This is a genomic window from Azotobacter beijerinckii (genome assembly GCF_900110885.1).
Classification (GTDB): domain Bacteria; phylum Pseudomonadota; class Gammaproteobacteria; order Pseudomonadales; family Pseudomonadaceae; genus Azotobacter; species Azotobacter beijerinckii.
The window spans coordinates 92,204-103,821 of the sequence record NZ_FOFJ01000014.1 but is presented as its reverse complement, the minus strand read 5'-3'; the positions used below and the strand labels follow the sequence as shown (position 1 = coordinate 103,821).

11 protein-coding genes are annotated in these 11,618 nt (G+C 67.8%); 6 read left to right on the top strand and 5 right to left on the bottom strand.

All coding sequences use genetic code 11. The features are described from left to right. From BMY22_RS09710 to BMY22_RS09700, 3 genes are all read left to right on the top strand, one after another. Positions 1-285: transposase domain-containing protein (locus BMY22_RS09710; protein WP_143068476.1), on the top strand; the 285-nt coding region annotated here is incomplete at its 5' end. 137 nt (positions 286-422) lie between these two features. Then, the gene (locus BMY22_RS09705) at positions 423-794 is read left to right on the top strand and encodes a helix-turn-helix domain-containing protein (RefSeq protein WP_090621554.1); all 372 of its coding nucleotides are present in this window, start codon (positions 423-425) and stop codon (positions 792-794) included. A 171-nt stretch (positions 795-965) separates the two neighbouring features. Then, a complete protein-coding gene (locus tag BMY22_RS09700) occupies positions 966-1,412 on the top strand; it encodes a hypothetical protein (RefSeq protein WP_090621553.1) in 447 nt (148 codons plus the stop codon). 114 nt (positions 1,413-1,526) lie between these two features. Here BMY22_RS09700 and BMY22_RS09695 read toward each other — a convergent pair whose 3' ends face one another. The 5 genes from BMY22_RS09695 to BMY22_RS09675 all read right to left on the bottom strand — a co-directional run bounded on the left by BMY22_RS09695 (position 1,527) and on the right by BMY22_RS09675 (position 7,710). After that, positions 1,527-2,759, bottom strand: a complete 1,233-nt coding sequence (locus BMY22_RS09695) for a maltoporin (protein WP_090621551.1) — start codon at positions 2,757-2,759, stop codon at positions 1,527-1,529. Between the two features lie 714 nt (positions 2,760-3,473). Next, positions 3,474-4,583: a Gfo/Idh/MocA family protein gene (locus tag BMY22_RS09690; protein WP_090621549.1), complete on the bottom strand. Its 1,110-nt coding sequence runs from the start codon at positions 4,581-4,583 to the stop codon at positions 3,474-3,476. A gap of 76 nt (positions 4,584-4,659) precedes the next feature. Next, positions 4,660-5,682 carry an ABC transporter permease gene (locus tag BMY22_RS09685; protein WP_090621547.1) on the bottom strand — a complete coding sequence of 341 codons (1,023 nt, stop codon included), beginning with the start codon at positions 5,680-5,682 and terminating at the stop codon, positions 4,660-4,662. 78 nt (positions 5,683-5,760) lie between these two features. After that, positions 5,761-7,317: a sugar ABC transporter ATP-binding protein gene (locus BMY22_RS09680; protein ID WP_090621546.1), complete on the bottom strand. Its 1,557-nt coding sequence runs from the start codon at positions 7,315-7,317 to the stop codon at positions 5,761-5,763. A gap of 123 nt (positions 7,318-7,440) precedes the next feature. After that, positions 7,441-7,710, bottom strand: a complete 270-nt coding sequence (locus BMY22_RS09675) for a hypothetical protein (protein WP_090621544.1) — start codon at positions 7,708-7,710, stop codon at positions 7,441-7,443. Positions 7,711-7,953: 243 nt separating this feature from the next. Between BMY22_RS09675 and BMY22_RS24635 the strand changes: the two genes are divergently transcribed. The 3 genes from BMY22_RS24635 to fhuB are packed head-to-tail and all read left to right on the top strand — an operon-like array spanning position 7,954 to position 11,605. Next, the gene (locus BMY22_RS24635) at positions 7,954-8,721 is read left to right on the top strand and encodes an ATP-binding cassette domain-containing protein (protein WP_090621543.1); all 768 of its coding nucleotides are present in this window, start codon (positions 7,954-7,956) and stop codon (positions 8,719-8,721) included. Beyond that, positions 8,721-9,599 (top strand): Fe(3+)-hydroxamate ABC transporter substrate-binding protein FhuD, encoded by an 879-nt coding sequence (fhuD, locus tag BMY22_RS09665; protein ID WP_208599259.1) that lies wholly within the window; start codon positions 8,721-8,723, stop codon positions 9,597-9,599. The genes BMY22_RS24635 and fhuD overlap by 1 nt, the downstream gene beginning before the upstream one ends. Then, entirely contained in the window at positions 9,596-11,605 is a 2,010-nt protein-coding gene (gene fhuB / locus BMY22_RS09660) for a Fe(3+)-hydroxamate ABC transporter permease FhuB (RefSeq protein ID WP_090621540.1), read from the top strand. Before fhuD ends, fhuB begins: the two co-directional genes overlap by 4 nt. Positions 11,606-11,618 lie beyond the last annotated feature (13 nt).

The window sequence follows — 11,618 nt, the reverse complement described above, 5'->3', positions numbered from 1 at the left end:
CTCATACGCTATACCGAGGCCGGTTATTTGCCCGTGGATAATAATGCCGCCGAACGTGCGATCAGGCCCTTCGTTATCGGCAGGAAAAACTGGCTGTTCAGCGACACCCCCAAAGGCGCGACGGCCAGCGCCCACCTTTACAGCCTGGTGGAAACCGCCAAGGCCAATGGGCAGGAGCCCTACGCCTGGCTGCGCCATGTGCTCGAGCGGTTGCCGACAGCTCAAGGCGCCGAAGATTACGAGGCGCTGCTGCCCTGGAACTGCACTCTGACTGCAGCACTGTAAAAGATCGGCACGGCCGCCAACAGACGGGGTTCATGGATCGCTTTCCACGCAGGAGCATGGGCACGATCAAAGTTTGTCGGCACCCATGCGCAATATGACGCCATTGATGCCGACACCATAGAGATGGAGTGACCGCCATGGACATTCGCCCGATTCGCACCGATCAAGACTATCGCGCAGCGCTCAAGGAAGTGTCGGCCCTGTTCGATCATGAGCCGGAGCCCGGCACGCCGGAAGGCGATCGTTTCGACGTCATGGTCACGCTGATCGAGGCCTACGAGTCGAAGCACTTCCCCATGGACCTGCCGAACCCGATTGACGCCATCAAGTTCCGCATGGAGCAATCCGGCCTGACGGCGAAGGATCTGGAGCCGGCCATCGGGCGGACCAATCGCGTGTATGAAGTCCTGAATGGCAAGCGCGCACTCACTCTGCCGATGGTCTGGCGTCTGCACAGCATGTTTGGCATTCCAGCGGAAAGCCTGATCAAGCCGACCTCTCGGGCCTGAATCCCAACCCTTTCTTGATGGCTCCCACGCTCCTGCGCCCCAGAGGCGCTGAGCCGAAGTGTCCCCTGCAGCGTGCCCACGCAGGAGCGTGGGCACGATCAAAAAAATCGTCCGCAACGCCATTTCAAACAAATCGTTCGGCAGCTAGTGCAAGCTTTGGAGTACGCGCATATGGCAAAGAAAAAAATTGGAAAACTACCGCCACGCTATTTGTTCATGCTGAACCCGTATGCCGATGTGCGTCTCAGTAAATGCCCTCAGTGCCAGAAACTCACGTATTTGCGGAAATTTGCTCTCTTCATCCACATCGATGCGTGGGGGCCGATGGCGCTCGGCAAAACCTGTCGCTATTGCTCGCGGTGCGAGTTGATCATGGCGCATCAGGATGAACTCGAGGCCCAACTGGCATACAGCTTCAGTCAGATGGCTCCCGCAGTCATCGGCAACGCGTATCTGGTGCTGGGAACGATAGACAAGAAGGTCTGGAAGGAGGGACTGGCAGGTGGCGGGGAACACCAGGGAGAGATGCTGCAGCATGTCGCCGATTTCAAGCGGGTATTGCAGCTCGTCGTGGAGCCGGGAGGCTGGTATCCCGCAGAACGCGAACAGCCACAATAAACGCGAACCTGCAGGACCTTGGTCTGCTCATGGTGGCATTTTGCCTGGAATTACTGGATTGGAGCGGACACGGCCCCTGCGCACACCGGCGCCATCCGCTCCAGCCCCGTCAGCTTATTTCCACCAGTACTCCACCTGCAGGCCGAAGTTGCCGCCATGACGTTCGGAGCCGAAGGCGCCGGTGTCGGACAGCGTGGTGTCGGGATCGGCCGCGCGCTGCGCCGCCTTGTTCCAGGTGGCGTAGGTGTAGAAGACGCGCACTTCCGGGCGCGCCCAGAAGCCCATCCCGCCCGGCGACCAGGTCGGCGCGACGGTGAACTTGGTCAGCTTGCGGGTGCCGCCGGACGTCATGACCTGGTCGTGCCCCACCTCGCCGCTCAGCTTGAACTGCTCGGTGAAGGCATAGACCGGCCGAATGCCGGCGGACATCCAGCGCAGTTCGGGACCGTCGGGGTTGATATTCTTCTCGTAGATGAACTCGAACTGGCCGCCGAAACGCTCGGTCGTCTGCCAGTCGAAATATTCGACGACACGCCAGGTCTTGTTGTTCCTGTTCAGGGTCGTGTCCCCCGTGTAGCCCAGCCCCGTGCCCGGTCCCTCGCCGTATTGCAGGGCGAAGGTGTTGAACTTGCCGCCGAGAAAGCCCGCCTGCTTGTGCTGCATGCTCACCGCCCAGCCACTGTGGGCATCTTCGCTGTCCGGCTTCTGCAGGTAGCTCAGGCCTACTTGCACCTCGCCGCCGGGATTGGTCTTGAAGCCGTTGACGTTGAAGTCGTGGCGGTTGATGTAGGGCTCCTGGTTCTTGTTGTCCTTGCGCGAGAAGACGTAGCTGTAGCGCAGGTCGCCGATCGGCACTTCGTCGAAACCGAAGCCGGTGGCGCTCTGGTTCCAGTAGTAGTAGTCGGTCATGTGGATATCGTTCCGCTTGTAGTAGCGGCGCCCGACCCAGAAGTTGCCGCCGTTGAGCACCCCGGCATTCTTCCACTCGACGAACATCTGCTGGACCCGCGAGGAGCCCCCGCCATGTTCGTTGGAATCCTTGAACTTCGGCATATGCCCAATGGGATTGTAAAAGCCGCCCATCACCAGGCCGCTGAGCGTCGAGCCATCGGCAAGCTGGACGAAATCGTGGTCCCAGGTCAGCTCGCTCCACAACTCGCACTCGTTGCCGAGCCGGTATTTCGAGCGCGCTCCGGGCAACTTGAAGCAGGATTGCGTACTGCCGTTGGTATTGCCGCCAACCCCGAGGCGGTAATAGCCGCTGAAATTGAGTGCCTCGGCTGGAAAGGGCAAGAAAAGACAGACACCCAGGGAAACAAGTATCGCCTTCCTCAAACTATTGCTCATGTCGACTCCCATCTTTCTTATTGTTTTCACGAACTGGAGGACTGAACCCATGACGGCAACCGTGGCCGTCGGGCAATCGAGTAATACCTGCCGTCCTGGTTCGCTGGCTTCTATAGCGGATGGCCGGGCTCGTTCAGCGAACGCCAAAATCCCCGGACAAGTTCGTCCGCCAAGTCGCGGCGAGTCCGGGCGGGGGCACTACGCTGAAAAGCCCTGCCCCGGCAAATGCATCTCTCTACGACACCGGCGAACACGAGACCGACGATTTCATCGGTCTCGCCACGCCCGTTTTTCGGACTTTCTTCGATACCCAGGCCCATTACGCAAAGTGCCGAGTGCGAAACGCCTCACCGATAGGGAGCGAGTCGAATTACAACCGCACAACCGGTGAGCAATATTCCCGGACCTTTGTGGACAAGTGTCCGGACGCAGGCGACAACAGCGCGACGAGGTATTCGCCGATATAACCGGCGGCCTGCGATTGCACACTTGAACAATGATGAACGTTTGAAAAATCCACGCTCCAAACACTCCTCGAAGTTCAAACCGACAAATGATCTACGCCACGGTTATAGGCACTCGGCCGGAACAGGCATGTCTCGGGGTATCCCCACTCGGCAGCCGGGAAGCCGGCGCCGCGACAGCTCGCCGAATGCCTGGTGGCCTGTTTGGTCGGTCAATTTCGGCGCCCGAGGCCTCGATACCGCGTTGCCGCTAGATCTTCACCCAGCGCTCCTCCCGCGCCGACTCGCGGATCGCCTGGGCCAGGCGCTCGACCTCCCAGGCCTCCTGGAAGTCCACGCCGGTCAGGCTGCCGTTGCCGGCCAGCGCCTCGAGCAGCGAGCGCACCTCCAGGGTCTTCAGCTCGTTGTAGCCGAGCTGGTGCCCGCCCGCCGGGCAGAAGGCCGCGTAGTCGGGCAGGTGCGGACCGGACAGCAGGGTGCGGAAGCCGTCCATGCCGGGGCGCCCGCCGGCCGTGTAGAGGCGCAGCTCGTTGAGCCGCTCCTGGTCGTAGACCAGGGTGCCGCGGGTGCCGCAGACCTCGAAGGCCAGGTGGTTCTTGCGCCCGTGCTTGAGCCAGCTGGTGGACAGCGTGCCGCGCGCGCCGTTGGCGAAGCGCAGCAGGACATGGGCCTGGTCGTCGATTTCGACGCGGCGCAGGCCGCCCTGGTGCGGGCGCTGGGCGTGGGCGGTGTGCAGGTCGGCGCAGAGCGCGGCGATGTCGCCGAGCAGAAAGCGCGTCAGCGACAGGACATGGCTGCCGAGGTCGGCCAGGGCGCCGCCGGCCTGCTCCGTCTCGCAGCGCCAGCTGAAGGGCCCCTGCGGATCGCCCATGAAATCCTCGCTGAACTCGCCGCGGTAGCCGGTGATCTCGCCCAGCTCGCCGCTGGCGATCAGCTCGCGGGCCAGTTTGAGCATGGGATTTTGCAGGTAGTTGTAGCCTGCCCGGTTGACCACCCCGGCCCGCTTCGCCGCATCGCGCATGGCGGTGGCTTCCTCGAGCGTCACCGCCAGGGGCTTCTCGCAGTAGACCGCCTTGCCCGCCGCCAGCGCCGCCATGGTCATCGGGTAGTGCAGGCGATTGGGGGTGGTGATGGCGACCAGCTCCACGGCCGGGTCGTTCACCAGGCTTTCCCAGTCGCAGGCCCGGGCGAAGCCCCAGTCGGCGGCGCAGCGTTCGGCGCGGGCCGCGTCGGCATCGGCCAGGGCGGCGAAACGCAGTTTGACGGGCAGCTCGAAGGTGCTGGCCGCGTGGTGGAAGGCCAGGGCGTGGGCTCGCCCCATGAAGCCGGTACCGATCAGGCCGATGCCGATCTCGCGCATGATTCACCTCGTGTCGTTGTATGGGTTGAAGGTTGGCTGGAAAAAGATCCGCAAGGGAGGGGAGCCGCTCCCCGGCTCAGCGCTTGGCCTTGCGCTTGTTGCGGTACTGGTCGACCACCACGGCGACGACGATGATCATCCCCTTGATGATGTCCTGGATGTAGGCATCGACGCCGAGGAAGGTGAAGCCGCTGGCCATCACGCCGAGGATCAGCGCGCCGATCACGGTGCCGGTGATCCGCCCCATGCCGCCGGCCAGGCTGGTGCCGCCGATCACCGCCGCGGCGATGGCGTCCAGCTCGTAGGACATGCCCATGCCGGCCTGGCCGGTGGCGGCGCGGGCCGAGGCGACCACGCCGGCGAGGCCGGCCAGCAGTCCGGCGATGCTGTAGACGACGATCAGGTGGCGCTTGACGTTGATCCCGGAAATCCGCGCCGCCTGCATGTTGCCGCCGATCGCGTAGGTGTACTTGCCGTACTTGGTGTAGCGCAGGGCGACGTGGAAGATCGCCGCCACCACCAGGAAGATGATCACCGGCATCGCGCCGCTGCCGATGGCGGTGTAGGAGTCCGACAGCATGCTGATCGGCTGGCCTTCGGTGTAGTAGCGGGCCAGGCCGCGGGCCGAGACCATCATGCCCAGGGTGACGATGAACGGCGGGATGCCGGTGGCGGCGATCAGGCTGCCGTTGATCACGCCCGCCAGCAGGCCCACGCCGATGCCGGCCATGACCGGCACCCAGACCGGCAGGTCGGTCAGCGCCGGGAACATCGCCCGGCCGAAGTCGGAGGTCTGCGCGAGACTCGCCGCCACCATCGCCGAGAGCGCCAGCACCGAGCCGGAAGACAGGTCGATGCCGGTGGTGATGATCACCTGGGTCACCCCGATGGCCAGCAGGCCGATGACCGACACCTGCAGGATCATCAGCACCAGGCGCTGGGAGTTCATCAGAAAGCTCTGCTCGCGCATCGCCCAGCCGAACAGCTCGAAGGCCAGGCCGATGCCGAGCAGCACCAGCAGGATGCCCAGTTCGGCCGGCAGCCGCCGGCTCCAGAGCGAGAGGGTTGCAAGGGGGTTCTTTTCCAGAATGGCGCTCATGGTTCCAGATCTCCGATTGTTGTTGTACGCCGGATGAGCCGCGGGGCCGCCACGGCGCCCGCCGGACTTCGCGAGCGATCAGTGGATGACGGGACTCCCCGAGGCCAGGTGCATCACGCGCTCCTGGGTCGCCTCGGTGCGGTCGAGAAAGCCGGTGACTTCGCCTTCGTGCATGACCATGACCCGGTCGCTCATGCCCAGCACTTCCGGCAGTTCGGAAGAGATCATGATCACCGCCATGCCTTCGCCGGCCAGCTCGGCGATCAGCCGGTAGATCTCGGCCTTGGCGCCGACGTCGATGCCGCGGGTGGGTTCGTCGAGGATCAGGATGCGCGGCTGGGTCATCAGCCAGCGGGCCAGCAGCGCCTTCTGCTGGTTTCCGCCGGACAGGTTGGCGATGCACTGCTCCAGCGAGGGGGTCTTCACCCGCAGCTTCTGGCGCATCTCCTCGCAGCGCTCGCGCAGGCGCTGCTGCTGCACGAAGCCCCGGTTGGCGTAGCCGGGCAGCACCGCCACCTCCATGTTTTCCTGCACCGAGAGGCAGGCGAAGATGCCGGTGTCCTTGCGGTCCTCGGTGAGCAGCGCCAGGCCCTTGCGGATCGCCAGGCAGGGGTCGTCCATGCGCACCCGCTCGCCGTCGATGTGGATCTCGCCGGCGGTGGCCGGGGTGATCCCGAACAGGGTCTCCGCCACGTTGGTGCGCCCGGAGCCCATCAGCCCGGCGATGCCGAGGACCTCGCCGGCGCGCAGCTCGAAGGAGATGTTCTCGAACACGCCCTCCAGCCCCAGGTCGCGCACCGAGAGCAGGACCTCCTCGCGGGGGACGCGGCGCTCGGGGAACAGCTGGGTCAGCTCGCGGCCGACCATCATCGAGATCAGCCCGTCGCCGTCCATGCTCTCGGCGCTCTGCAGGCCGACGTAGGTGCCGTCGCGGAACACCGCCACCTCGTCGGCGATGGCGAACACCTCGTCCATCTTGTGGGTGATATAGATGATGCCCTTACCCTGGGCCTTGAGGTCGGCGATGATCGAGAACAGGTGGGCGACCTCCTTCTCGGTGATCGCCGAGGTCGGCTCGTCCATGATCAGCACGTCGCTGTCGTAGGACACCGCCTTGGCGATCTCGACCATCTGCCGTCCGGCGATGCTCAGCTCGCCGACGGCCATCTTCGGGTCGAGATCGATGCGCAGGCGCCCGAACAGCTCGCGGGTCTGCCGGTACATCCGGCCGTGGTCGACCATGCGCAGTCCGTTGAGCGGCTCGCGGCCGAGCCAGATGTTCTCGGCGATGCTCATCTGCGGCATCAGGTTGAGTTCCTGGTGGATCATCGCGATGCCCATCTGCAACGCCTGCAGCGGCGTCTCGAGCCGCACCGCCTGGCCGCGCAGGCGCAGCTCGCCGGCGTCCGGCTGGTGGATGCCGGCGATGATCTTCATCAGCGTCGACTTGCCCGCGCCGTTCTCGCCCATCAGCGCCAGGACGGTGCCGGGACGCACGCGCAGCTGCACGTCGGAGAGCGCCACCACGCCGGGAAAGCGCTTGGTGACATTGACGATTTCGAGCAGGTATTCGGGTGCCGCCGGAGTCGGCAGGACTGCCGGGACGCTGTGGGCACCGGTTACGGAACTGAGCATGTTCACGATCTCCTCCTAGGGTCGATACCGCCGGATGGCGGGGCGGCCAGTCACTTGCGTTGCAATTGTGCGTAGTTGCCGGGCGTTACCAGCTGCCCGCGGACGACGGCGGCCAGTTGTTCATCAGGCCCCTGCCCTTCTCGCGTCGACCGACGGCGCGATGAGGCTCCCCACGCGGCCGAGCGGGCGGATCGGGTCGCCGGCCGAATCCTCGAACTGCAGCGTGGCGCGGTCCTGCAGGGCGCTGAGCGGGTAGGCGTAGGGGGCGAACGGGCCGACGGCGACGCCGATCCGAAGATCGGCCAGCGCGGCGGAACTGGCGAAGAACAGTGCAGCGGCGAGCAGGACTGCGCGCCGGCGGGCGAAGGCCCGGAAGGAACTGGCGGTATGCATGACGGCACCGTGCTTATTGTTGTTGGTGGCTTTCGTTCGTCTGGCAGGATTGAACTCTGATTGGAAATAAAATTCCAGTCAATACAATTTTGGAATTTTATTTCCCAAAGTATTCCGACAAATACCTTCCTACCCGCGTCCCAGACGCTCCCGAGCCCAACAAACAATTGATAAGCATTATCGTCTGAATTAAAGTCCCGGCTTCCCGCAGCGCCGCTGCGCCACCCCAGGGAGCGGAATTCGATGTTCGAGCTGGACGACGTCAGCTTCAGCCTGCCCGGCCGCCACCTGCTGCAGCAGGTCAGCCTGCAGATTCCCCACGGCCAGATGGTCGGCCTGATCGGCCACAACGGCTCGGGCAAGTCGACCCTGATCAAGCTGCTGGCCCGCCAGCTCGTCCCGGCCGGCGGCCGCCTGCGGCTGGACGGCAAGCCGCTGGATGCCTGGCCCGAGCGTGCCTTCGCCCGCCACGTCGCCTACCTGCCGCAACAACTGCCGGCGGCGGAAAGCCTGACGGTGCGCGAGCTGGTCGGCTTCGGCCGCTACCCCTGGCACGGCCTGCTCGGGCGCTTCACCGCCGACGACCGGGTCCACGTCGACCGCGCCCTGGAGCTGACCGGCACCGCCGGCTTCGCCGAGCGGCTGGCCGACCAGCTCTCCGGCGGCGAGCGCCAGCGCGTCTGGCTGGCCATGCTGCTGGCGCAGAACAGCCGCTACCTGCTGCTCGACGAGCCGACCTCGGCGCTGGATCTCGCCCATCAGGTCGAGGTCCTCGCCCTGGTCCGCGACCTCAGCCGCCACCTCGGGCTCGGCGTGGTGGTGGTGCTCCACGACATCAACATGGCCGCCCGCTACTGCGACCGCCTGGTCGCCCTGCACGGCGGGCGCCTGCTGTTCAGCGGCACGCCGGCCGCGCTGATGAACCCCGCCACCCTGGAGGCGATCTACGGCATCCCGATGCGCGTGCTGCAGCATCCCGACGGCGGCCAGCCGATCGCCGTGGTGCACTGATGCGCGCCCTGTTCGCCGCGCTGCTGCTGGCGCTCGCCACGCCCCTGCCGGCCGCGCCGCCGCAGCGCATCGCCACGGTCGACTGGGGGCTCGCCGAAACCCTGCTCGGCCTCGGCGTGACGCCGGTCGGCGTGGCCCAGCTCGACGGCTACCGGCGCTGGGTCGGCGAGCCGGCGCTGCCGGCCGAAGTGGTCGACCTCGGCCTGCGCGTCGAGCCGAACCTGGAGCTGCTCGCCGAACTCAAGCCCGAGCTGATCCTGATCAGCCCGCAGTTCGAGAACGCCCGCGCCCGTCTGGAACGCATCGCCCCAGTGCAGAGCCTGGCGCTGTTCACCCCGGACGGCGAGGCCTACAGCGGCGCCCAGCGGGTGGTCCGCGAGCTGGCCGCGCTGCTCGGCCGCGAGGCCGCCGGCGAGGCGCTGATCGCCCGCGTCGACGCCCGTCTGGCGGCGGTCCGCGCGCGGCTGGCCGAGCGTCCGCAGCCGCCGCTCTACGTGGTCGGCTTCCTCGATGCGCGGCACGTCCGCCTGTTCGGCGCGCAGAGCCTCTACCAGGGGGTGCTCGACCGGGTCGGCCTGCAGAACGCCTGGCGCGGGCGCACCAACTACTGGGGCTTCGCCCAGGTCGGCATCGAGCGGCTGGCCGAACGCCCGGAGGCGGCGCTGCTCTACCTCGAACCGCTGCCGCCGGACGCCGCGCGCGGTCTGGCCGCCAGCCCGCTCTGGCAGCGCCTGCCGCTGGTCCGCGCCGGGCGCGCGCACGCCCTGCCGCCGGTGTGGAGCTTCAACGGCCTGCTCGCCGCCGAACGCTTCGCCGGACTGCTCGAAGCGCAGCTGACCGCCATCCCCTCCCCAGCCCCCGACAGATCCCAGCCATGACCGACCTGCCCAGCGCCGCCCTGCCGGCGACCGTCACCCAACCGGCCAGCCGCACGCCGCTGCGGCTGTGCCTCGTCCTGCTGCTCGCCGCCGCCGCGCTGGCCGGCGCCGACCTCGCCGCGCGCCTGCCGGCGGCGCAGTGGCTGCCGGCGCTGTTCGCCCCGGCGGCGGACGACATGCGCCAGCTGCTGCTGCACTTCAGCTGGCTGCCGCGCCTGTGCATGGCCGCGCTGTGCGGCGCCGCACTGGCGCTGGCCGGCACCCTGATGCAACAGGTGCTGCGCAATCCGCTGGCCTCGCCGGGCACCCTCGGCGTGGCCAGCGGCGCCCAGCTGGCACTGGCGCTGGCCACCCTGTGGGCGCCGGAGCTGCTGGTCGACGGCCGCGAATGGGTGGCCCTGGCCGGCGGAGGCCTGGCCACCCTGCTGGTGTTCGCCCTCGCCTGGCGCCGCGGCCTAGCACCGCTGACGGTGATCCTCGCCGGGCTGGTGGTCGGCCTCTACCTCGGCGCCCTGGCCAAGGGCCTGATGCTCGCCCGCGAGCAGGACCTCAGCGCGGTGTTCATCTGGGGTTCCGGCTCGCTCAGCCAGAACGGCTGGCAGGGCGTGGCCTTCCTGCTGCCGCGCCTGGCCGTGGCGCTGCTCCTGCTGCTGCCGCTGCTGCGCCCGCTCGCCCTACTGGAGCTGGACGACAGCGGCGCGCGCAGCCTCGGCGTGCCGCTCGGCCTGCTGCGCTTCATCGGCCTCGCCCTGGCGGTCTACGTCAGCGCCTGCGTGACCAGCAGCGTCGGGGTGATCGGCTTCATCGGCCTGGCCGCCCCGGCCATCGCCCGCCTGCTCGGCGCGCGGCGCTTCGGCCAGCGGCTGCTCTGGGCGCCGCTGCTCGGCGCGGCGCTGCTGCTGCTCACCGACCTGGCGATCCAGCGCCTGGCCGGGCCGCTGGCCGAGCTGCTGCCGACCGGCGCCGCCACCGCCCTGCTCGGCGCGCCCCTGCTGCTCTGGCTGCTGCCGCGCCTGCAACTGACCGGCGGACGCCCGCAGCCCATTGCCGGCGCCGCGGCCTGGCGCCACCCGCAGCCGCGGCAACGGCTCGCCCTGCTCGGCGCCCTGCTGCTGCTCGGCGTGCCGCTCGCCCTCGGCGTCGGCCAGGGCCTGCACGGCTGGGGCTGGCGGCTCGACGGCGCGCTGCTCGACTGGCGCCTGCCGCGGGTGGTGGTCGCCCTCGCCGCGGGCGTCCTGCTGGCGCTGGCCGGCACCCTGGTGCAGCGGCTCACCGCCAACCCGATGGCCAGCCCCGAGGTGCTCGGCCTCGGCGCCGGCGCGGCGCTCGGCCTGGTGGCGCTGCTGTTCCTGCTGCCCGGCGCCGGCCTGGCGCTGAAACTGCCGCTCGGCGCCGGCGGCGCCCTGGCGGTGCTGCTCTTGATCGTGGCGATGAGCCACCGAAGCGGCTTCGCCCCCGAGCGGGTGCTGCTGATCGGCATCGCCCTGACCGCCTTCTTCGACGCGCTGCAGGTGATCCTGCTGGCCGGCGGCGATCCGCGCGGGCAGAGCCTGCTCGGCTGGATGTCCGGCTCCACCTACTTCGTCGACGCGCCGACCGCCTGGGCGCTGCTCGCCGGCGCCCTGCTGCTGCTCGCCGCGACCCTGCCCTGCGCGCGCTGGCTGGAGCTGCTGCCGCTCGGCGAAGGCAGCGCGCGCGCCCTCGGCGTGCCGCTGGGCCGCAGCCGGCTGTGCCTGCTGCTGCTGGCGGCGCTGATGACCGCCGGGGCGACCCTGGTGGTCGGTCCGCTGAGTTTCGTCGGCCTGCTCGCCCCGCACCTGGCGCGCCTGCTCGGCCTGACCCGGGCAGTGCCGCAGCTGCTCGGCGCCAGCCTGCTCGGCGCGCTGACCCTGCTGCTGGCCGACTGGCTGGGGCGCAACCTGCTGTTCCCGCTGCAACTGCCGGCCGGCCTGCTCGCCTCGCTGGTCGGCGGGGCCTACTTCATGTTCTGCCTGGGACGGCGCTGAGGGCGGTCGGGAT